Origin of the sequence: Streptomyces sp. NPDC037389, from assembly GCF_040636475.1 — a bacterium.
GTDB classification, from domain to species: Bacteria; Actinomycetota; Actinomycetes; order Streptomycetales; family Streptomycetaceae; genus Streptomyces; species Streptomyces hesseae.
In genome coordinates this window covers 354,976-374,787 of record NZ_JBEZUS010000009.1, presented here as the reverse complement: position 1 = coordinate 374,787, position 19,812 = coordinate 354,976, and the positions used below count along the sequence as shown (strand labels likewise).

The following is a 19,812-nucleotide window of genomic DNA, read 5'->3' as shown; positions in this document are numbered from 1 at the left end:
GCATAGACCGCCACACTGGCGATCCCCGCGTCCCGGCACGCACGAGCGACACGGACAGCGATTTCGCCACGATTGGCGATAAGCACCTTGCGCACGATGGCTCCCTCCTTGAAACAAGGTGAGTTTAGGTACCGGCGACACTCTGTGCCGACCCGACTTCCGGGGTGACCTTGCCCACACGGAGCGTGAGAAGGGAGCCGTGCGTGAGCCCAAGTCCCCAGATCATCCACGGTACGCCGGGTTTCCGGGAGCGCCGCCGACGCGGCCGTGTGGCCAAGCTCTCGGATGGCGGCCGGGAGTGGCGGCGCCGAATCTTTGTGGAGTCCCTACGAACGGGTGACACAAAGTTTGCGTGCCGTCCCGGGCCGTAGGCACCGTTGACGATAGATCTACCCGTCAGTAAGGCCCCTGATGTCCGACACGCCCCGCGACTTCGCCGCTTCCGCGGCGACCGCGCGGAGCGTCTCCGTCACCTGCCGGCCGCGCCGGTGGAAGTCGTCCAGCGGGAGCGCCGCCGACACGGCCGCCAGACCCTCGGACGACGGCACCGGCACCGCCACACACGCCACACCCGGCACGCACTCCTCCACCTCCACGGCCATCCCCTCGTGGCGCACCCGCCGCAACTGGACGTCCAGCCGTTCCGCCGAGGTGATGGTGTGCGGAGTGATCGCCCGCATCCCCGAGGCCGTCAGATAGCGCAGCCGGGCCGCCCGGGGGAGGGCGGCCAGCAGGACCTTGCCGTGGGCGGTGGCGTACCCGTGGGCGTCCTGGCCGGTGCCGAAGCCGCCGGTGGGGTGAGTCGCGGTCGCCCCGGCGAGCACGGCGATGTCGCCGTCGCGGTACGTACTGAAGTACGTGTCGACCCCGGCCGTCCGGTGCGTCCTCGTCAGCAGCTCCTGCACCCCGTCCCCCATCCGCATCTGCTGCTGGAAGGCGCGGTGGAGGGCGGGCACCCGGTAGCCGAGGACGTAGCCGGCGGGCGTACGGGTGAGGTGGCCGCGGTCCGTGAGGGCGCCCAGCAGCTCGTACACCGTGGACAGGCCGCAGTCCAGCCGGCGGGCGAGCGCCTTGGCGGGTACGGGTTCGGTGGCGGCGGCGACGGCGTCCAGGACGTCCAGGGCGCGGTCGACGGACTGCGGCATGGCGGTCGGGGCTCCTTCGGTGATCGTGATCGTGATCGTGCCGGATCCGGTCGTAAGAGGCCGGGGTGGTGCGGTAATTCCCGGTGGCGGGTGAGGCGTGGGTGGTGAACTGCGCTGACCGTGCCGGGCATTGCCCCCGGTGGCCCAGGGATCGTGACCGAAATACCCTGACATCGTTGATGAAGTCATGATCAAGCGCATTGCTGCCGCTGTCGTTATGGCCGGCGCCGCACTGTCCATGTCCTCCGGCGCCGCCGCCGCCGACCCCTCGCTGCCGACGCCGGTGGGGCCGCCCCCGTCGTCGAGCGCGGGACCCGTCGGTGTCACGGCCCCCTCGCCGGACGCGCCGGTGAAGGGCGACCCCAAGGCGGGCCCGGGGAAGCAGGGCCCGGCCAAGAGCGCTCCCGGCAGGAAGGCCCCGGGCAAGGGCGCTCCCGCCAAGGGGCAGGGCCCCAAGAAGGGGCAGCCCGTCAAGGGACAGGCCGCCGCCCCCAAGCCGCAGGCCCCGAAGGGGCAGGCCCCCAAGGCGCAGGGCGCCAAGGGTGCCGCCGCGCCGAAGGCCCCGGTCGCCCAGGGCATGCCCGCGCCGCAGCCCGCCCCCGCCATGCAGGACATGGCCCCGGACCACGACCAGAGCATCTACCCGGGCGTGGTGAAGGGGCTCGGCAAGCTCGACCAGCTCAGCCAGCTGAAGCAGGTCGGCGCCGCGACGAGCGCGCTGCCGCTCTAGCGCTCCGCCGGGAGTGCGGTCGGGTCACCTGCGGGCCGGTCAGGCCCAGAGGTCGGTGATGCCGACGCCCAGCTCCGCGAGCAGCCGGCGGAGCAGCGGGAGCGACAGGCCGATGACATTGCCGGGGTCGCCGTCGATGCCCTCGACGAACGGCGCCGAGCGGCCGTCGAGGGTGAAGGCGCCCGCGACGTGCAGCGGCTCGCCGGAGGCCACATAGGCGGCGATCTCGGCGTCGGACGGCTCGCCGAAGCGGACGGTCGTGGAGGCCGTCGCCGAGGCGCGGCGGCCCGTGGTGGTGTCGATGACGCAGTGGCCGGTGCGCAGGACGCCGGCGCGGCCGCGCATGGACTTCCAGCGCGCGGTCGCCTCCTCGGCGTCGGCGGGCTTGCCGAGGGCCTGGCCGTCCAGCTCCAGGACCGAGTCGCAGCCGACGACGAGGGTGCCGGCGGCCTCGGGCCGCGCGGCCACCGCGGCCGCCTTGGCCTCGGCCAGCACCAGGGCCAGCTCCGCCGGGGTCGGGGCGTCCAGGGCGTCCTCGTCCACCCCGCTGACGATCACCTCGGGGGCGAGGCCGGCCTGGCGCAGCAGCCCGAGCCGGGCGGGGGACCGGGAGGCGAGGACGAGGCGGCGGGACGGGTTGCGGTTGCTCATGGGGGCCAGGGTAGGTGGTTCCCTCGGGTTCCCTCCCCGGCCTACTTGCCGAGCACGGCCTGCATGACCTTCTTCGCGATCGGGCCGGCCAGCTTGCCGCCGGAGATCTCGTCGTCCGGGACGCTGTCGTCCGGGTCGATCATCACGGCGACCGCCACGGGGGAGCCCTCGTCCGTCTTCGCGTACGAGATGAACCACGCCAGGTTCTTCTGGTCCTTGCCCCGCTCCGCGGTGCCGGTCTTGCCGCCGACGGTGACGCCGTCGATGAGGGCGGCCTTGCCGGTGCCCTTGGTCGCGGTGTCCTCCATCATCTGCTGGACCTTCTCGGCGATCTCGGGCGAGACGGCCTCGGACATCACCTCGGGCTTGTGCTTCTCGACCGTCGCCAGGTCAGGGCCGCGCAGTTCCTCGACCATGTAGGGCTTCATCAGCTTGCCGTCGTTGGCGATCGCGGCGGTCATCATCGCGACCTGGAGCGGGGTGGCGGTCAGGCTGCCCTGGCCGATGCCGGCCATGGCGGTCTGGGACTTGTTGATGTCCTTGGGGAAGGTGCCGGCGCTCGCCCGGACCGGGGTGAAGGGCTCCTGGTTGAAGCCGAACTTCTCGGCCGTCGCGCGCATCTTCTCCTGCCCCAGGTCGGAGCTGGCCTTGCCGTAGACGGTGTTGCAGGAGTTCTGCATGGCCACGTTGAGGGAGGCGTTGCGGCAGGGGGCCGTGGGGTTCTGGTTGGGCAGCTTGGTCACCGTGCCGGGCATGGTCCAGGGGTCGGGGGAGTCCGTGGCGGCGTTGATGTCCGAGTAGAGGCCGTTCTCCAGCGCCGCGGCCGCCGTCACGATCTTGAAGGTGGAGCCGGGCGGGTAGGTCTCGCGCAGCGCCCGGTTGTTCATCGGCTTGTCCGGGTCCTTCTGGAGCGCGTCCCAGGCGGCCTGGTCCTTCTTGGTGTTCCCGGCGATCGTGGACGGGTCGTACGAGGGGGTGGAGGCCAGCGCGAGGATCTTGCCCGTCCGGGGGTCGAGGGCGACGACGGCGCCCTTGCGGTCGCCCAGGCCCTCGTAGGCGGCCTTCTGCGCCTTGGGGTCGATGGTGGTGACGACGTCGCCGCCACGCGCCTTCTTGCCGCTGAGCATGTCGGCGGTGCGCTGGAAGAACAGCCGGTCGTCGGTGCCGCTGAGCAGCTTGTTGTCGACGCCTTCGAGATAGCTGCTGCCGTAGCCCTGGGAGAAGAAGCCCGTGATCGGGGCGTACATCTTCCCGTCCGTGAAGGTCCGCTTGTACTTCAGATCGCCGCCGGTCTCCTCGGAGCCGGTGATCGGCCGGCCGCCGACGATGATGTCGCCGCGCGGCTGCGAGAAGCTCGCGATCGCGACGCGCCGGTTCTTCTCGTGGTTCGACAGCTCGTCACCGCGGACGAACTGTACCCACGTCGCCCTGACCAGCAGGGCGAGCACGAGTACACCGGTGAATATCGCTATATGGCGTACGGGCTTGTTCATGACGTAACGGACTCCCCGGTTCGCGGCATAACACTGGGCATGACGTGAATCGGGTGAATGTAGTTCCAGAACGGACAAACCTATGTAGGGGCTGTGACGCACGGTGACCCTGCTCGGGGCAGCCGCTCGGGTCAGCGCATCCCGAGCACCAGGAACAGCACCACCATCCCCACCGCCAGCACGATCCCGGCCCGCCGGAGCATCAGCTGCGCCTCGCGCAGTTCCTCGGGCGGTTCGTCGGACGGGTCGGACCAGAGCATGGCCTCCATGGTCCGCCCGGAAGGCGAGTGGCGCCTGAGTACGCGTACTCAGGCGCCACGGAAGACAGGGGCTCAGGCCGGCCAGTAGCTGGTGCGCCAGGCCCGGGGGCCCGGGTGCGGGACGCGCCGGCCCGCCGCCAGCCGGGCCGGATTGGACCACTCCGAGCGGGCCGGGGCGGCCGGCGCGACGGTGGCGCCCACCGCCGCGCGCGCCTGTACCACCGCCAGAGCGGCGGCCAGCTCCTCGGGTGTGGGGTTGCCCCGTACGACCTTGATCACGTCGGCGTCCCTTTCGCTACGGTTCGCTACAGCGGGATGTTCCCGTGCTTCTTCGGCGGCAGCGCCTCGCGCTTCTCGCGCAGGGCGCGCAGACCGCGCACGATGTGGCGGCGGGTCTCCGACGGCATGATCACCGCGTCGACGTAGCCGCGCTCGGCCGCCACATACGGGTTGAGCAGCGTGTCCTCGTACTCCGTGAGCAGCTCGGCGCGCAGCGCCTCCTGCTCCTCCGGCGTGGCGGCCGCGGCCAGCGAACGACGGTGGAGGATGTTGACCGCGCCCTGGGCGCCCATCACCGCGATCTGCGCGGTGGGCCACGTCAGATTGAGGTCGGCGCCCAGGTGCTTGGAGCCCATGACGTCGTACGCGCCGCCGAACGCCTTGCGGGTGATCACGGTGATCAGCGGGACCGTGGCCTCCGCGTACGCGTAGATCAGCTTGGCGCCGCGCCGGATGATGCCGCTGTACTCCTGGTCCGTGCCCGGCAGGAAGCCCGGCACGTCCACGAACGTCAGCACCGGGACGTTGAACGCGTCGCAGGTGCGCACGAACCGCGCCGCCTTCTCGCTCGCGTCGATGTCCAGGCAGCCCGCGAACTGCATCGGCTGGTTGGCGACGACACCCACCGGGCGGCCCTCGACCCGGCCGAAGCCCGTGATGATGTTCGGCGCGAACAGCGCCTGCGTCTCCAGGAACTCGCCGTCGTCCAGCACGTGCTCGATCACGGTGTGCATGTCGTAGGGCTGGTTCGCCGAGTCCGGGATCAGGACGTCCAGCTCGCGGTCGGCGTCCGAGACCTCCGGGTCGGCCTCCTCCGGGAAGGCCGGCGGCTCGGAGAGGTTGTTCGACGGCAGGTACGACAGCAGCGCCTTGACGTACTCGATGGCGTCCTTCTCGTCACCCGCCATGTGGTGGGCCACGCCCGAGGTGGTGTTGTGCGTCCGCGCGCCGCCCAGCTCCTCGAAGCCCACGTCCTCGCCGGTGACGGTCTTGATGACGTCCGGGCCGGTGATGAACATGTGCGAGGTCTGATCCACCATCACCGTGAAGTCCGTGATGGCGGGCGAGTACACCGCGCCGCCCGCGCACGGGCCGACGACCAGCGAGATCTGCGGGATGACACCGGAGGCGTGGGTGTTGCGGCGGAAGATCTCCCCGTACATCCCCAGGGACGCCACACCCTCCTGGATGCGGGCGCCGCCCGAGTCGTTGATGCCGATGACGGGACACCCCGCCTTGAGGGCGAAGTCCATCACCTTGACGATCTTCTGGCCGTACACCTCGCCGAGCGCGCCGCCGAAGACCGTGAAGTCCTGCGAGAAGACCGCCACCGGACGGCCGTCCACCGTGCCGTAGCCGGTGACCACGCCGTCCCCGTACGGGCGGGTGGCGTCCATGCCGAAGTTCGTCGAACGGTGCCGGGCAAACTCGTCGAGCTCCACGAACGAGCCCTCGTCCAGCAGCAGATCGACCCGCTCGCGCGCCGTCAGCTTGCCCTTGGCGTGCTGCTTCTCCACCGCCCGCGCGGAGCCGGCGTGCGTCGCCTCCTCGATCCGGCGCTGGAGATCCGCGAGCTTCCCCGCGGTGGTGTGGATGTCCAATTCGTCGGCTACTGGCTCGGACACGGGATGCGGCTCCTGCTCGTCCGGAGGGGTGGGATGAGGGAAGGGGGCGACCCCTCGACGGGCCCGCCCCGGCTACCGGTTCGTAGCGTATCCGCGCGGATGCGGTGCGGCAGTGCGTCTTTGGCCACACCTTTCGGCTGGATCCGCGCTACCGGACGCCGCCCGGTTCGTCGGCCTCTCGCCTCCTATGGTGGCTCTTATGACGCCCTCCGACGCCTCCGGCAGCCCCTGGTCCGACCTGGACCGCCCCCCGCTCAACGCCACCGCCCTGCGCCGCGCGCTGCTGCGCCCCGGCGGGCTGTGGACCTCCCTCGACGTGGTCCGGCACACCGGCTCCACCAACACCGACCTCGTCGCCGCCGGCGGCCCCGAGGGCGCCGTGCTCGTCGCCGAGGAGCAGTCCGCCGGGCGCGGCCGCCTGGACCGCACCTGGTCCGCGCCCCCGCGCTCCGGGCTCTTCTTCTCCGTCCGCCTCGTTCCCGGCCCCGGGGTGCCCGTCGAGCGCTGGGGCTGGCTCCCGCTGCTCGCCGGGGTCGCCACCGCCACCGCCCTCTCCCGCGCCGCCGGCGTCGACACCGCCCTGAAGTGGCCCAACGACCTGCTCGTCACCGTCGACGGCCAGGAGCGCAAGACCGGCGGCATCCTCGCCGAGCGCTCCGGCGACGGCGTCGTCGTGGGCATCGGGCTGAACGTCACGCTCCGCGCCGACGAGCTCCCCGTTCCGGCAGCGGGCTCGCTCGCCCTGGCCGGCGCCGAGGTCACCGACCGCGACCCGCTGCTGCGGGCCGTGCTGCGCTCCCTCGCCGACCTCTACGAGGCGTGGCGCGCGGTCGGCGGCGACCCGGCGGCCTGCGGGCTCCAGCAGATGTACGCGGCCGGGTGCGCCACTCTCGGCCGGACCGTCCGCGCCGAACTGCCCGGCGGCCGTGAGCTGGTCGGCGAGGCCGTGGCCGTCGACGGCGACGGACGGCTGGTGCTGGCGACGGCCGACGGCGTGCAGCAACCGGTGGGAGCGGGTGACATCGTCCATTTGCGGGCGGCCGGATCGTAAACGTCGTAAAGAGTGACCGCCGCGCCGTCGGGAGAGTGAGCTACGGCACACCTGACGTATCGTTGTGCCCGGAACCTAAGCGAGCAGTGATCGGCAGGGCAGTGCGCACGGATCGGACAGGGGGCGGGCGGTGACCGCCGACGATGGGGGAACCACCCGTGCCGGCAGGGCCACGGGGGACGACGGTACGGGCGGCACGGGCGGTACCGGCCAGGGCGCGCGTCACGCCGGTCACCCCGGCGTCGAGGAGGACATCGAGGAGGGCGACCCTCTCGCGCTCCGGCTGGAGTCGCTGATCCTCGGAGCCGAGCGCCGCTACACCCCCTTCCAGGCCGCCCGCGCGGCCGGGGTCTCCATGGACCTGGCCGCCCGCTTCTGGCGCGCCATGGGCTTCGCCGACATCGGCCAGGCCAAGGCGCTCACCGAGGCGGACGTGCTGGCGCTGCGGCGCCTGGCCGGTCTGGTCGAGGCGGGCCTGCTCAGCGAGCCCATGGCCGTCCAGGTCGCCCGGTCCACGGGCCAGACCACGGCCCGGCTGGCCGACTGGCAGATCGACTCCTTCCTGGAGGGGCTGACCGAGCCTCAGGAGGGCCTGAGCCGGGCCGAGATCACCTATCCGCTGGTCGAGCTGCTGCTGCCCGAGCTGGAGGAGTTCCTGATCTACGTCTGGCGGCGGCAGCTCGCCGCCGCCACCGGCCGGGTCGTCCAGGCGGCCGATGACGCGGAGATGGTCGACAGACGTCTGGCCGTCGGCTTCGCCGACCTCGTGGGATTCACCCGGCTGACGCGGCGGCTGGAGGAGGAGGAGCTCGGCGAGCTCGTCGAGGCCTTCGAGACGACCGCGGCGGATCTTGTGGCCGCGCACGGGGGCCGTTTGATCAAGACGCTGGGCGACGAGGTGCTGTACGCCGCCGACGACGCCGGCACGGCGGCGGAGATCGGGCTCCGGCTCATCGAGACGCTCACCAACGACGAGACCATGCCGGAGCTGCGCGTCGGCATCGCGTTCGGGACGGTGACGACGCGGATGGGCGACGTCTTCGGCACCACCGTCAACCTCGCCAGCCGGCTCACCTCGATAGCGCCGAAGGACGCCGTCCTCGTCGACGGTGCCCTGGCCGAGGAACTCACGCGCAACGGCGACGCGCCCAAGTCGGAGGCGGAGGTCGCGGCGGCGGAGGAACGGGGCGAGTACCGCTTCGCGCTCCAGCCGATGTGGCAGCGGCCGGTGCGGGGGCTCGGCGTGGTCGAGCCCTGGCTGCTCACGCGGCGGGAGGGTGGCTGACGGCGGCTCGCCGTCGGCGTTGATCTCGGGTATGGCCACCCGCGCGGTCGGGAGGCATGATCGGTGCCGTCCGTACACGGAGACCGGGAGGGCACCAGCGTGAGCGAACGCCGCATCGGAGAGTGGATCGCGATCCGGACGCACGAGAACGGCCACGTCGCCGAACTCGTCCTGGACCGGCCCAAGGCCATGAACGCCGTCTCCACGGAGATGGGCCGGCTCATCGGGCAGGCGACCGCCGAGCTCGCCGCCGACCGGGACGTACGGGTCGTCGTGCTCACGTCCACCCATGAACGCGCCTTCTGCGTCGGCGCCGACCTCAAGGAGCGCAACTCCTTCACCGACGCCGACCTCGTCCGCCAGCGCCCCCACGCCCGGGCCTGCTATACCGGCGTGCTGGAGCTGCCCATGCCCACCGTCGCCGCCGTCCACGGCTTCGCCCTGGGCGGCGGGTACGAGCTGGCGCTGTCCTGCGACGTGATCGTCGCCGACCGGACGGCCGTGGTGGGCTTGCCCGAGGTGTCCGTGGGCGTGATCCCCGGCGGTGGCGGCACCCAGCTGCTGCCCCGCCGCGTCGGGGCCGCCCGCGCCGCCGAACTGATCTTCAGCGCCCGGCGGGTGGAGGCGGCCGAGGCGCGGGGGTTGGGCATGGTGGACCTGCTCGTCGACGAGGGTCAGGACCGGGTGGAAGCCCTGGCCCTGGCCGCCCGGATCGCGGGCAACTCCCCGGTCGGGCTGCGGGCCGCGAAGCGGGCGCTGCGGCTGGGGCACGGGCTGGACCTGCGGGCCGGGCTGGAGGTCGAGGACGCGGCCTGGCGGTCGGTGGCCTTCTCCGGCGACCGGGCCGAGGGCGTGGCGGCCTTCAACGAGAAGCGGAAGCCGGACTGGCCGGGGGAGTAGCCGGGGAGCAGGGCGGCTGAAGGCCTTTATTGGTCTTTGCCGGCCTTCATCGGTCTTATTGCGCGGAATGCGCCCTACGTTCTTACGCTGGAGTGCGTGGAGTGCGGGGCCGCGAGTCCCTCGCGGTCACGGAATGTGAGGCTCGGGTGGCTGGTGACGGGGAGTGCGACGCCCGGCTGCGCGCTGTCGTGGAGCTCGCGCAGGCGATGGCCGCGGCGCCCACCCCGCTTGAGAGCGTCGAGGCCGCGGCGGAGGGCGCGCGCCGCGCGCTGGAGGGGACGTTCGCCGCGATCTCGGTGTGGGAGCGGGAGCGCGGCCGGCTGCGGGTGCTGGCGAACGCCGGTGAGCTCGCGGAGGGGGAGGAACGGTTCCCCGTTGACGAGTCGTATCCCGTGGACGTCTTCCCCGAGATCACGGAGTTTCTGCACGAGCGGTGGGTGGGTGGGCAGCCGCACGCGTGGGTGGAGACGGCCCGTGGGGGCGAAGAGGATTCCGGTCTGTACGGCCATCAGCGCGTCGCCGCCCTGCGGCGGCGTGGGCGCGGTTGCTGCGTGGTCGCGCCGATCGTGCTGCACGGGCGGGCCTGGGGCGAGCTGTACGTGGCGCGCCCGGTCCGGGCGCCGCTCTTCGGGCCCGCCGACGCGGACTTCGCGACGGTGCTGGCGGCGGTGGCGGCGTCCGGCATCGCGCAGACCGAGCGGCTGGAGGAGGTCCGTCGGCTGGCGTTCACCGACCCGCTGACGGGTCTCGCCAACCGGCGCGCGGTCGACGCGCGGCTGGACGAGGCGGTGGAGCGGCACGTGGTGGAGGGCGCCGTCGTCAGTCTGGTGGTGTGTGATCTCAACGGCCTGAAGAAGGTCAACGACACTCTGGGGCACGCGGTCGGGGACCGGCTGCTGGAACGGTTCGGGTCGGTGCTGTCGCTGTGCGGGGCGAAGCTGCCGGGGGCGCTGGGGGCGCGGCTGGGGGGCGACGAGTTCTGTCTGCTGTCGGTGGGGCCGACGGCGGACGAGGTGGTACGGGTCGCGGACGAACTGTGCCGACGGGCCGGGGAGTTGGAGCTGGGGGAGGGGGTGGCCTGCGGGGTCGCGTCGACCGGGGATCCGATCGGTGCCGTGCGTTCGGCCCGGCGGTTGTTCCGGCTGGCGGACGCGGCGCAGTACCGGGCGAAGGCGGCGCGCTCGGCGAAGCCGGTGGTGGCGGGGCGGGACGGGGGGCGCGCGGACCCGGTGGTGCGGATGGCGGACCGGCCGCCGCGGCCGCTGGCTGCGGAGCGCCGCCGGTTCCGGGGGCGGGGCGGGGGCACCTCCCAGCGGTAGCCGGGGGAGGGTGGGCGGAATCCCCGCGCCGAAGGCGCGGGAGACCCCGGCGGCGGGCAGCCGGAAAGTCCACGGAACCCCACGTGGGAGGCGCCCGGCATGGATCGTCACCCCGTGGCGTTACACGAGTACAAAGCCGACTAGTGACAGGTAGCGATTCAGTCTCTAGGGTGCCTGAATATGGATATGCACACTGTGGTGGTGGAGACGACCGGCACAACCGCGGAAGATGTGATCGCCGTCGCCCGCGACGGCGCCCGCGTCGTCGTGTCGGAGGAAGCCCTCGCCGCCGTCGCCGCCGCGCGGCAGGTGATCGACGATCTGGCCGCCAAGCCGGACCCGGTGTACGGCGTCTCGACCGGCTTCGGCGCCCTCGCCGTACGGCACATCAGCCCCGACCTGCGGGCCCAGCTCCAGCGCAACATCGTCCGCTCGCACGCCGCCGGCATGGGCCCGCGCGTGGAGCGCGAGGTCGTGCGGGCGCTGATGTTCCTGCGCCTGAAGACGCTCGCCTCCGGTCACACGGGCGTACGCCCGCTCGTCGTCACGACCATGGCCGCCATCCTCAACGCGGGTATCACCCCCGTGGTGCACGAGTACGGATCGCTCGGCTGCTCCGGCGACCTCGCGCCGCTCTCGCACTGCGCGCTCACGCTGATGGGCGAGGGTGACGCCGAGGGGCCCGACGGTGTGGTGCGCCCGGCGGCGCAGCTGCTCGCCGAGCACCGGATCGAGCCCGTGGAGCTGCGGGAGAAGGAGGGGCTCGCGCTGCTCAACGGCACCGACGGCATGCTCGGCATGCTCGTCATGGCCTGCGCGGACATCTCCCGTCTGATCACCTCGGCCGACATCACCGCCGCGCTGTCCCTGGAGGCGCTGCTCGGCTCGGAGAAGGTGCTGGCCCCCGAGCTCCACACCATCCGCCCCCACCCGGGGCAGGGTGCGAGCGCCGCGAACATGGCGGCGGTGCTGGCCGGTTCCGGGCTCACGGGGCACCACCAGGACGACGCGCCGCGCGTCCAGGACGCGTACTCGATCCGTTGCGCCCCGCAGGTCGCCGGGGCGGGCCGGGACACCCTGGCCCATGCCCGGCTGGTGGCGGACCGCGAGCTGGCCGCCGCGGTCGACAACCCCGTGGTGCTGAGGGACGGCCGTGTGGAGTCCAACGGCAATTTCCATGGTGCGCCGGTGGCTTACGTCCTTGATTTCCTTGCGATTGCGGCTGCTGACCTTGCTTCCATCGCCGAGCGGCGGACCGACCGGCTGCTGGACAAGAACCGTTCGCACGGGCTGCCGGCCTTCCTGGCCGGGGACGCCGGTGTGGACTCCGGGCTGATGATCGCCCAGTACACCCAGGCCGCGCTGGTCAGCGAGATGAAGCGGCTGGCGGTCCCGGCGTCGGTGGACTCGATCCCGTCCTCCGCGATGCAGGAGGACCACGTCTCCATGGGCTGGTCGGCGGCGCGCAAGCTGCGGACGGCCGTGGCGGCGCTCGGCCGGGTCATCGCCGTGGAGCTCGTCGCCGCGACGCGGGCGATCGAGCTGCGGGAGGGCCTGGAGCCGTCCCCGGCCTCGCGGGCGGTGCTGAAGGCCGTGCGCGCGGCGGGCGTGGAGGGACCGGGCGGGGACCGGTTCCTGGCACCGGACCTGGCGGCCGCCGAGGCGTTCGTCCGGGCCGGGGAGCTCGTCGCGGCGGTGGAGCCGGTGACGGGCCCGCTGGCCTGACGGGCGGGACCGGTCAGCGGGCGGCGGTGCGTGACCTGCGGGCCGCGCCCGTGACCAGCGCGCCGCCCGCGGCGACGAACGCTATGCCACCGAAGAGATACGGAGTGGTGTCCACGCTCCCGCTGGCCGCCAGCTCCTGGGCGGCGGCGGGGGCCGACGCCGCGACGGCGTCCTGCTGCTTCTCGGGACGCTCGGGCGTAGCGTTGGCAGTGGGAACGAACCACAGCGCGCACAGCACCGTGCCGGCGGCGACGGCGGTCAGCAGCGGGCGACGTGTGGTCACGGGATGAAACCCCCTGGCGACGACGGAGATTGATGGTCGTGAGCTGTGGTGCGTCCCGACTGACACGATGTTAGTGACACTGGCGGCCGGTGGGGAAGCCATGGGGTGCCGGCGGTCTCGTTAGCAGGGCTTTCGTCCTTTATCAAGGCCCCGGTTGCGGCCCCCGTCGCCCCAGGGGCTTTACTGGCGTGGTCTTTCCCACAGTTTGCCGATAAGTGGAACCGGCCTAAACGGTGCAGGCGTTCCCTTATGTAGTAGCCGGGATACGTGTAGCCCCACGAGCCCCACGATCGGCTCGGGGGATTCCGGGGTCCAGGAGCAATGGAGAAGCGTGTGATGACGTACGGCAAGCGCCGCAAGGGCCTGGTGGCCGCGGCCGCTGTGCTCGGCGGGGTACTGACTCTGGCCGCCTGTGGCGGCGACGGCGATGACGCCAAGGGTGGCGGTGACGCCAAGGGGAAGTCCCAGGGCCAGGTCGACGCCGCGGCCGCCAAGGACGCCTCCAAGGCGCAGATCAAGATCACGCCCAAGGGCGGTACCAACAACGCCGGCATCACGACCGACGCCGTGTCCGTCACCGTCAGTGACGGCGAGCTCACCGGCGTCAAGATGACGACGGACAAGGGCACCCCCGTCGAGGGTTCAATATCTTCGGACAAGAAGTCCTGGAAGCCGAACAAGCAGCTCGAGCGTTCGACCAAGTACAAGATCGTCGCCGAGGCGAAGGACTCCAAGGACCGCAAGGCCACTGAGAACTCCTCCTTCTCCACCGTCTCTCCCGACAACAGCTTCATCGGCTCCTTCACGCCGGAGGACGGCTCCACGGTCGGCGTCGGCATGCCCGTGTCGATCAACTTCGACAAGCCGATCAAGAACCGGAAGGACGTCCAGTCCCACCTGGAGGTCACCAGCACCAGCGGCCAGAAGGTCGTCGGCCACTGGTTCGGCGACCAGCGCATCGACTTCCGGCCGCAGGAGTACTGGAAGGCCAACTCCGAGGTCACGCTGAAGATGGACCTCGACGGTGTCGAGGGCGGCCCGAACATCAAGGGCGTCCAGAAGAAGACCATCAAGTTCAAGATCGGCCGGGCGCAGGTCGCCACCGTCGACGTCAAGACGCACCAGATGACGGTCGTCCGGGACGGTCAGACCATCAAGACCATCCCGATCTCGGCGGGCAGCCCCGAGAACAAGACGTACAACGGCAAGATGGTGATCTCGGAGAAGTTCGTCGAGACCCGCATGGACGGCTCGACGGTGGGCTTCGCCAAGTCCGACGGCAAGGGCGAGTACGACATCAAGGACGTGCCGCACGCCATGCGCCTGTCCACGTCGGGCACGTTCATCCACGGCAACTACTGGGGCAGCGGCATCTTCGGCGTCTCCAACACCAGCCACGGCTGCGTGGGCCTGGAGGACAAGCAGGGCGCCAACGACCCGAACACCCCGGGTGCCTGGTTCTACAGCAACTCCATCATCGGTGACGTCGTCGACGTCAAGAACTCCGGTGACCGCACCATCTCCCCGGACAACGGCCTCAACGGCTGGAACATGGACTGGGCGCAGTGGATCGCGGGCAGCGCGACCGGCGCGTGAGCGTCCGGCTCCTCTCCTGAGAGCTGAATGAGAGCCTGAAGGGGCCCTCCCGGCGGATCCGTCCGCCGGGAGGGCCCCTTTGTCGTCGGTGCGCGGATGGGGTCGTGGAAAACCGAACGACAGCGTGGAGCTCACGTCATAGCGTGCGCGGAATGAGCGAACTGCTGTGTCTGAGCGATCGTCCTTCCGAGAGCGAGATCGACGGCTGGCATGCCGTCATGGCCGCCGCGCACGGGCGTGACCTGCCCGCCGTGCCGGGGCCCGGGCGGGTGGAGACGGCCGGGGTGCTGTGTGTGACGGACGGCGACAGCCGGTACGTACGGCTGGCGGTGCCGGCGGAGGGCGGGGCGTACGCGGGGGTCGTCTCGCTGCGGCTGTTCGACGGCGAGGAGAACCGGAGGACGGCCTGGGTCGAGTACCTCGCCGTCCGGCCGGAGCTGCGGAACCGGGGCATCGGGACGCGCCTGTGGCAGGAGGTGCGGGCGATCCTGGAGCGGGAGCAGCGGACCGCGGTGGGCATTCAGGTCGAGATCGGCGGCGCGGGCGAGAAGTTCGCGCTCGCGCACGGTTTCGTCTGCGCCATTCCGCTGGTGATGTATGTACAGGATGTGTCGGGGGAGGAGGCCGAGGAGCCGACTCTGCCGGAGGGGTATCGCTTCGCCGAGTGGGACGGCGCCGTGCCCGACGAGTACGCCGGCCCCTTCGCGGCCGTCCGCGACGCCATGTCCGACAGCCCCTGGGGCGACTTCGAGGAAGAACGGCCGCGCTGGGACGCCGCGCGGTCCCGCGCCTTCCAGCAGCTCGTCGTCGACCGGGGTGGGGAGATGCTCACGGTCGTCGCGGTCGCGCCCGACGGCTCGTTCGCCGGCTACACCGAGCTCGTGCGGCGCTCCCCGGACGGCTCGCGGGCCATTCAGTACGGCACCGCCGTCGCCGCCGCCCACCGCGGGCTCGGCCTGGGCCGGGCGGTCAAGCTGCGGATGCTGCGGCTCGTGGGCGAGGGGCGGATGCCCGTACGGGAGATCGCCACGGGCGTCTCCGACGACAACGGCCCCATGCGCGCCGTGAACAAGCTGCTCGGCTACCGTCCCGAGCGCTCCGTGGGGGTCTTCCAAGCCAGGCTCTGACCCGGGCCCCGACCCCGGGCGTGTGCCCTGCCTGCGGTGATGCGGGAAGATGGGATTCCACTCAGGCGCATCCCCGGCGCCCGGGCCCCCGAGGAAGCGAGCCCCCACCGTGCACAGCTCCGAGTCGCCCCTGGAAACCGTCTCCGCGGCCGTACGCGGGCTGCGGGCGGCGCACGGGGACGATCTCGACGACGCCGTCTACGCCGCCGCCTCCGCCCTGGCCGCCGCCCCGGCCGGCTGGGAGGCCATCAGCGGCGCGGTCGTCCGGCACGGCTCCGCGACCGTGCGGCGGGCCTGGGAGTACGGCTGGCAGCCCGCCGACGTCGTCCGGCTCGTACGGCGGGAACTGCCCGCCGCCGAGACCCGGTTCGCCGTCGCCCTCATCGCCGCCGAGGGCAGGCGCTACGCGCCGGAGACGCTCGACGCCCGCTGGGTCGCCCAGCTGGAGGAGCTCGACGCGCGCGCCTGGTGGGAGACGGACGACACCTTCCTCGACGGCTTCGCGGAGCGCGAGCGGCTGAGCCGCTTCGAGACCGCCGTCCGCGCCCTGGGCACGCTGCGGCTCATCGACCGGCTGCCGAGGGTCGGCGGCGTCGGCCCGCTGCCCGGCACCGGCGGGCACGTCCGCACGGCCGCCGAGGCCGTGGAACCCCGGATGCTCGGCCGCGTCCGGGCGCTGCTGGCCAAGGCGGAGTCGACGCAGTTCCCGGAGGAGGCGGAGGCCCTGTCGGCCAAGGCCCAGGAGCTCATGGCCCGGCACTCCATAGACGAGGCCCTGCTCGCCGCCGGCGCGGCCGCCGCCGGGGACGGGCCGGGCGCCTGCCGGATCGGGGTCGAGGGCCCGTACGAATCCGCCAAGGCCCTGCTCCTGAACGCGGTGGCCGCCGCCAACCACTGCCAGGCGGTGTGGTCCAGCGAGTACGGCTTCTCCACCGTCGTCGGCTTCGACGCCGACCTGGAGCTGGTCGAGCTCCTCTACACCTCCCTCCTCGTCCAGGCCACCGCCGCCATGGGCCGCGCCGCCGACGAGCACCACGCCCGCGGCCGCTCCCGCAGGACCCGTGACTTCCGGGAGTCCTTCCTGATCGCCTACGCGGGCCGCATCGGCGACCGGCTGTCCTCGGCCGTCCGCGACGTGGCCGCCGAGGAGACCCGGCCCGAGGTGCTGCCCGTGCTGGCCGCCCGGGACGTGGCGGTCGGCGAGACCGCCGGGCGGCTCTTCCCCGACACCACCTCGCACCGGCTCAAGGGCCGCGACGCCGACGGCTGGGCCCGCGGCACCGAGGCCGCCGACGCGGCCCGCCTGGCGGACGCCCAGTAGGGGCGCGGGGAACTGCGCGATCAGCCCCCACCGGCCCGCAGGTGACCGGACCGGACCCCGGCCACGGGAAGGATCAGGCCGACGGCGTGAAGTACGCCCCCGGTGCCACCCCCACCCCCCGGCGGAACGCCGCGACGAACGCGCTCGGCGACCCGTACCCCACCCGCCGCGCCACCGCGGACACCGTGGCCCCCGCCGCGAGCAGCGGCATCGCCGCCTCCAGCCGCAACTGCGTCCGCCACCGTCCGTACGACATACCCGTACCCTCCGTAAAGGCCCGCGCCAGCGTCCGGCCGCTCGCACCCACCAGCGCGCCCCACTGCGCGAGCGTGCGCCCGTCCGACGGGTCCGCGCGCAGGGCCTCCGCCACCCGCCGGGCCCGGGGATCGGCCGGCATCGGCGCCCTGACCGTCGTCACCGTGACGGGACGCAATTGGTCCAGCAGGACGTCCTCCGCGCGCTGCCGCGCCCCCGTGTCGAGGCCCTCCTGCGACAGATGCCCGATCAGCTCTCTCAACAGCCCGGAGACCGCGATGACTTGCGGCGCCTGCCAGCCGAACGGGCAGCGGTCCGGCCAGAAGTACAGACTCCGCATCAGCGCGGCGCAAGTGGCGCCCGTGGCGTGCGGGACGCCCGCCGGGATCCACAGTGCGACGGTCGACGGCAGCACCCACGTACGGCCCCCGGCGCGCACGGCCAGGACGCCGCGCGGCGCCCACGCCAGCTGATGGGCGCTGTGCCGGTGGACGTCGAACCACTCGTCCTCGCCGAGCGCGAAGCTCCCGACGGCTATGGCACTGCCGGCGGGGGCGACGACGTGGCCGGCGGTCTGTCCTTTCGGCGACATGGCTTGGCCTCCTGGCCCGTATACGACACGGTCACCTGATTCCTAGCCTCGTCGCATGCCGATGAATCTCGTTCACCGCCGTCTGTGCAGTTCCGAGAAGTGGGCCCGGGCCGTCGAGGACCGTCTGTTGCCGTGGGCCCTGGAGGGAGTGCCGCTCGGGCCCGACACCCTGGAGATCGGGCCGGGTTACGGGGCCACCACGCGCGTCCTGCTGCGCCGGGAGGGCGTGACGCGGCTGAGCGTCGTCGAGGTCGACGCGTCGTACGCGGCCGGGCTGCGCCGGGAGTTCGGCGACCGGGCCGAGGTCGTGCACGGCGACGGCACCGCCCTGCCCTGGCCCGACGGCCGCTTCGACTCGGTCGCCTGCTTCACCATGCTCCACCACGTCCCCTCGCCCGCCCGCCAGGACGCCCTCTTCGCCGAGGCGCACCGCGTGCTGCGCCCGGGCGGCGTCTTCGCCGGCTGCGACTCGCTGAGCGGCCGGCGCTTCCGGTTCATCCACTGGGGCGACACCTGTGTGCCGGTGCCGCCCGCGACCCTGGAGACGCGGCTGCGGGCGGCGGGGTTCGCGGAGGCGACGGTGGAAGTGGGGACGGGTAGCTTCCGCTTCCGTGCGGTACGGGCGGGGTAGGGGAGCTCGCGTCAGCCGATCGTCACCCGCACCACGCGGCCGGAGGCCTCGGTGACGAACAGCTCGCGGCGTCCGTCATGGTCGCCGAACGCACGCGGCACCCGGACGCTCGTCGGCATCCGCAGCCCGTCCACCAGGACGCACGACCGTCCGGTCGCCGGGTCCACCCGGATCAGCTCGCCGCTCCGGAAGGCCGCGACCACCAGGCCGTCGCCGAAGAGGGTGAGGTCGTCGAGGAACTTGCCGTCCAGGACGGTGTGGCTGAGCCGGGTGACGGTGGTGTGCCGCGCCGGGTCGGCCAGGGGGACGCGTACGACCGGGGACGAGCCGTCGACGAGGACGCTCGCGTAGAGCTGATCACCGACGATCTCCAGGCCGTTGGCGCCGAAGATGTCCGCCTTCCTCGTCCACTCCTCGTCCCGGGTGCCGTCCGGCCGGACCTTGAGGATGCCGGTGGCCAGCTCGCGACTGAGGTAGAAGTTTCCGGTGGAGTCGATGGCGAGGCCGTTGATCCCGGGCGTCCCGCCGAAGACCTTCTCGGCGCGGGGCGCGGCCGCGGTGGGGTCGAAGCGCATGACGCCGCCGTCCTTCGCCAGCGGGTTCACGCCGAAGTTGACGTACATCATTCCGTCCGGGCCCCGGCGGACCGCGCCGGGGCCGGGCACGGGGAAGGACGCTTTCAGCGTCCCGTCGGGGGCGTACCCCTCGACGCGGTTCCGGACTATGTGCGAGACCCAGAGGGTGCCGCGTCCGTCGAACTCCAGGTTCTCGCGCCAGTCCAGTAACGGCACGCCGCCGTCCCGGAACACGGTCACGGCCGTCCGCTCCCCGCACCGGCCGGGAGCGGCGGCCGCGCTCGCCACTCCCTGCCCGCCGACGGCCAGCGCGGCCACCAGACTTCCGACGACCGCCATTGAACGTATGGATACACGCATGGATAAACGCATGTGCCCCGTTGTACCGGCCGCACGGGGCCCCGGAAATCGATTGGGCGGAATCAGGCGGTCCTGCGATCATCACGTGGCTCGAATCCGACGACTCAAGGAGCAGGTACACAACCGCGTGGACATCACGACGACCTTCCAGCTGACCCGGCGCGAACTGCTGTCGGCCACCCGCACGCTCACGGTCATGATCCCGATGTATGGCGCTGTCGTCCTCGGGCTGCTGACGAGCGCTTTCTTCGGATCGGGGATGAAGGTCGTCCCCGCGGTGGCGACCTGCGTCCTGGGCGTCGCGGCCGTCGAGTTCGGCATCCGGCGGTCCATCAAGCGGAGCGCGTCGCTCATCGAGGCTCCGTGGACGGTACGGATCACCGAGGGGAGTTTTGGCCTGACCACCGGCGTCAGCCACTCGGAGATCGACTGGTCCGCGTACGCGCGCGTCACGTCCCGGGCCGGTTTCTGGTACCTGCGCCAGCCCAACCGGGCGGCGGTGATCCTCCCGCAGCGCGTCTTCACCGAGGCCCAGCGGGCGGAGCTGGCCGCGTTCTTCGCGGCCCGCTTCCCCTCGGGCAAGCGAGTCGGCTGACCGCCGTACGGCCC

Annotated in this window: 21 protein-coding genes; 11 read left to right on the top strand and 10 right to left on the bottom strand. The window is 72.2% G+C overall.

All coding sequences use genetic code 11. The annotated features are described in order from the left end of the window. Both AB0E98_RS22405 and AB0E98_RS22400 read right to left on the bottom strand, forming a co-directional pair. On the bottom strand, window positions 1-95 hold a 95-nt coding region (locus tag AB0E98_RS22405), incomplete at its 3' end, for a biotin carboxylase N-terminal domain-containing protein (protein WP_279617129.1). A gap of 294 nt (window positions 96-389) precedes the next feature. Continuing rightward, window positions 390-1,145: an IclR family transcriptional regulator C-terminal domain-containing protein gene (locus AB0E98_RS22400; RefSeq protein WP_361705254.1), complete on the bottom strand. Its 756-nt coding sequence runs from the start codon at window positions 1,143-1,145 to the stop codon at window positions 390-392. A gap of 187 nt (window positions 1,146-1,332) precedes the next feature. On the opposite strand from AB0E98_RS22400, the gene AB0E98_RS22395 reads away from it, so the two are divergent. Continuing rightward, window positions 1,333-1,875 carry a hypothetical protein gene (locus AB0E98_RS22395; protein ID WP_361705252.1) on the top strand — a complete coding sequence of 181 codons (543 nt, stop codon included), beginning with the start codon at window positions 1,333-1,335 and terminating at the stop codon, window positions 1,873-1,875. Between the two features lie 39 nt (window positions 1,876-1,914). Here the strand turns inward: AB0E98_RS22395 and AB0E98_RS22390 are convergent, their stop codons facing one another. From AB0E98_RS22390 to AB0E98_RS22370, 5 genes are all read right to left on the bottom strand, one after another. Further along, complete coding sequence (locus tag AB0E98_RS22390; RefSeq protein ID WP_361705250.1) at window positions 1,915-2,526, bottom strand: nucleoside triphosphate pyrophosphatase; 612 nt, start codon at window positions 2,524-2,526, stop codon at window positions 1,915-1,917. Between the two features lie 41 nt (window positions 2,527-2,567). Beyond that, window positions 2,568-4,019: a penicillin-binding transpeptidase domain-containing protein gene (locus AB0E98_RS22385; RefSeq protein ID WP_361705247.1), complete on the bottom strand. Its 1,452-nt coding sequence runs from the start codon at window positions 4,017-4,019 to the stop codon at window positions 2,568-2,570. 131 nt (window positions 4,020-4,150) lie between these two features. Next, entirely contained in the window at window positions 4,151-4,279 is a 129-nt protein-coding gene (locus AB0E98_RS22380; protein WP_311614000.1) for a hypothetical protein, read from the bottom strand. Window positions 4,280-4,351: 72 nt separating this feature from the next. After that, window positions 4,352-4,558, bottom strand: coding sequence for an acyl-CoA carboxylase subunit epsilon (locus AB0E98_RS22375; protein ID WP_361705245.1), 207 nt, complete (start codon window positions 4,556-4,558; stop codon window positions 4,352-4,354). A 26-nt stretch (window positions 4,559-4,584) separates the two neighbouring features. Beyond that, window positions 4,585-6,183 carry an acyl-CoA carboxylase subunit beta gene (locus AB0E98_RS22370; protein WP_361705243.1) on the bottom strand — a complete coding sequence of 533 codons (1,599 nt, stop codon included), beginning with the start codon at window positions 6,181-6,183 and terminating at the stop codon, window positions 4,585-4,587. A gap of 199 nt (window positions 6,184-6,382) precedes the next feature. Here AB0E98_RS22370 and AB0E98_RS22365 point away from each other — a divergent pair, with 199 nt between their 5' ends. The 5 genes from AB0E98_RS22365 (at window position 6,383) to hutH (ending at window position 12,463) form a co-directional block, all read left to right on the top strand. After that, window positions 6,383-7,234, top strand: coding sequence for a biotin--[acetyl-CoA-carboxylase] ligase (locus AB0E98_RS22365; protein WP_361705240.1), 852 nt, complete (start codon window positions 6,383-6,385; stop codon window positions 7,232-7,234). A gap of 130 nt (window positions 7,235-7,364) precedes the next feature. Next, complete coding sequence (locus tag AB0E98_RS22360; protein WP_361705239.1) at window positions 7,365-8,519, top strand: adenylate/guanylate cyclase domain-containing protein; 1,155 nt, start codon at window positions 7,365-7,367, stop codon at window positions 8,517-8,519. 99 nt (window positions 8,520-8,618) lie between these two features. Then, window positions 8,619-9,419, top strand: a complete 801-nt coding sequence (locus AB0E98_RS22355; protein WP_361705237.1) for an enoyl-CoA hydratase-related protein — start codon at window positions 8,619-8,621, stop codon at window positions 9,417-9,419. Window positions 9,420-9,625: 206 nt separating this feature from the next. After that, window positions 9,626-10,738 (top strand): diguanylate cyclase, encoded by a 1,113-nt coding sequence (locus tag AB0E98_RS22350; protein WP_361705309.1) that lies wholly within the window; start codon window positions 9,626-9,628, stop codon window positions 10,736-10,738. Window positions 10,739-10,924: 186 nt separating this feature from the next. Beyond that, on the top strand, window positions 10,925-12,463 hold the full coding sequence (gene hutH / locus AB0E98_RS22345) for a histidine ammonia-lyase (RefSeq protein ID WP_361705306.1): 1,539 nt from the start codon (window positions 10,925-10,927) through the stop codon (window positions 12,461-12,463). Window positions 12,464-12,476: 13 nt separating this feature from the next. On the opposite strand, the gene AB0E98_RS22340 is transcribed toward hutH, so the two are convergent. Beyond that, window positions 12,477-12,746 carry a hypothetical protein gene (locus AB0E98_RS22340; protein ID WP_361705235.1) on the bottom strand — a complete coding sequence of 90 codons (270 nt, stop codon included), beginning with the start codon at window positions 12,744-12,746 and terminating at the stop codon, window positions 12,477-12,479. 321 nt (window positions 12,747-13,067) lie between these two features. Here AB0E98_RS22340 and AB0E98_RS22335 point away from each other — a divergent pair, with 321 nt between their 5' ends. The 3 genes from AB0E98_RS22335 to AB0E98_RS22325 all read left to right on the top strand — a co-directional run bounded on the left by AB0E98_RS22335 (window position 13,068) and on the right by AB0E98_RS22325 (window position 16,790). After that, on the top strand, window positions 13,068-14,342 hold the full coding sequence (locus AB0E98_RS22335) for an Ig-like domain-containing protein (protein WP_361705232.1): 1,275 nt from the start codon (window positions 13,068-13,070) through the stop codon (window positions 14,340-14,342). Between the two features lie 152 nt (window positions 14,343-14,494). Next, window positions 14,495-15,469: a GNAT family N-acetyltransferase gene (locus AB0E98_RS22330; RefSeq protein ID WP_361705231.1), complete on the top strand. Its 975-nt coding sequence runs from the start codon at window positions 14,495-14,497 to the stop codon at window positions 15,467-15,469. Between the two features lie 109 nt (window positions 15,470-15,578). After that, window positions 15,579-16,790: a DUF2786 domain-containing protein gene (locus AB0E98_RS22325; protein ID WP_361705230.1), complete on the top strand. Its 1,212-nt coding sequence runs from the start codon at window positions 15,579-15,581 to the stop codon at window positions 16,788-16,790. Window positions 16,791-16,863: 73 nt separating this feature from the next. Here AB0E98_RS22325 and AB0E98_RS22320 read toward each other — a convergent pair whose 3' ends face one another. After that, window positions 16,864-17,637 (bottom strand): helix-turn-helix transcriptional regulator, encoded by a 774-nt coding sequence (locus tag AB0E98_RS22320; protein ID WP_361705228.1) that lies wholly within the window; start codon window positions 17,635-17,637, stop codon window positions 16,864-16,866. A 55-nt stretch (window positions 17,638-17,692) separates the two neighbouring features. On the opposite strand from AB0E98_RS22320, the gene AB0E98_RS22315 reads away from it, so the two are divergent. Further along, window positions 17,693-18,268, top strand: coding sequence for a class I SAM-dependent methyltransferase (locus AB0E98_RS22315; protein ID WP_361705226.1), 576 nt, complete (start codon window positions 17,693-17,695; stop codon window positions 18,266-18,268). 11 nt (window positions 18,269-18,279) lie between these two features. Here AB0E98_RS22315 and AB0E98_RS22310 read toward each other — a convergent pair whose 3' ends face one another. Beyond that, the gene (locus tag AB0E98_RS22310) at window positions 18,280-19,182 is read right to left on the bottom strand and encodes a hypothetical protein (RefSeq protein WP_361705224.1); all 903 of its coding nucleotides are present in this window, start codon (window positions 19,180-19,182) and stop codon (window positions 18,280-18,282) included. Between the two features lie 148 nt (window positions 19,183-19,330). On the opposite strand from AB0E98_RS22310, the gene AB0E98_RS22305 reads away from it, so the two are divergent. Next, window positions 19,331-19,798: a YcxB family protein gene (locus AB0E98_RS22305; RefSeq protein ID WP_361705221.1), complete on the top strand. Its 468-nt coding sequence runs from the start codon at window positions 19,331-19,333 to the stop codon at window positions 19,796-19,798. The last annotated feature ends 14 nt before the right edge of the window (window positions 19,799-19,812 follow it).

What these genes read in the sequence shown, in the direction of transcription:
- AB0E98_RS22310 (WP_361705224.1), bottom strand. Translation starts at nt 19,182, where the DNA reads ATGGCGGTCGTCGGAAGTCTGGTGGCCGCGCTGGCCGTCGGCGGGCAG.
- AB0E98_RS22380 (WP_311614000.1), bottom strand. Translation starts at nt 4,279, where the DNA reads ATGCTCTGGTCCGACCCGTCCGACGAACCGCCCGAGGAACTGCGCGAG.
- AB0E98_RS22320 (WP_361705228.1), bottom strand. Translation starts at nt 17,637, where the DNA reads ATGTCGCCGAAAGGACAGACCGCCGGCCACGTCGTCGCCCCCGCCGGC.
- AB0E98_RS22330 (WP_361705231.1), top strand. Translation starts at nt 14,495, where the DNA reads ATGAGCGAACTGCTGTGTCTGAGCGATCGTCCTTCCGAGAGCGAGATC.
- AB0E98_RS22385 (WP_361705247.1), bottom strand. Translation starts at nt 4,019, where the DNA reads ATGAACAAGCCCGTACGCCATATAGCGATATTCACCGGTGTACTCGTG.
- AB0E98_RS22335 (WP_361705232.1), top strand. Translation starts at nt 13,068, where the DNA reads ATGGAGAAGCGTGTGATGACGTACGGCAAGCGCCGCAAGGGCCTGGTG.
- AB0E98_RS22350 (WP_361705309.1), top strand. Translation starts at nt 9,626, where the DNA reads ATGGCCGCGGCGCCCACCCCGCTTGAGAGCGTCGAGGCCGCGGCGGAG.
- hutH (WP_361705306.1), top strand. Translation starts at nt 10,925, where the DNA reads ATGCACACTGTGGTGGTGGAGACGACCGGCACAACCGCGGAAGATGTG.
- AB0E98_RS22315 (WP_361705226.1), top strand. Translation starts at nt 17,693, where the DNA reads ATGCCGATGAATCTCGTTCACCGCCGTCTGTGCAGTTCCGAGAAGTGG.
- AB0E98_RS22390 (WP_361705250.1), bottom strand. Translation starts at nt 2,526, where the DNA reads ATGAGCAACCGCAACCCGTCCCGCCGCCTCGTCCTCGCCTCCCGGTCC.
- AB0E98_RS22400 (WP_361705254.1), bottom strand. Translation starts at nt 1,145, where the DNA reads ATGCCGCAGTCCGTCGACCGCGCCCTGGACGTCCTGGACGCCGTCGCC.
- AB0E98_RS22365 (WP_361705240.1), top strand. Translation starts at nt 6,383, where the DNA reads ATGACGCCCTCCGACGCCTCCGGCAGCCCCTGGTCCGACCTGGACCGC.
- AB0E98_RS22395 (WP_361705252.1), top strand. Translation starts at nt 1,333, where the DNA reads ATGATCAAGCGCATTGCTGCCGCTGTCGTTATGGCCGGCGCCGCACTG.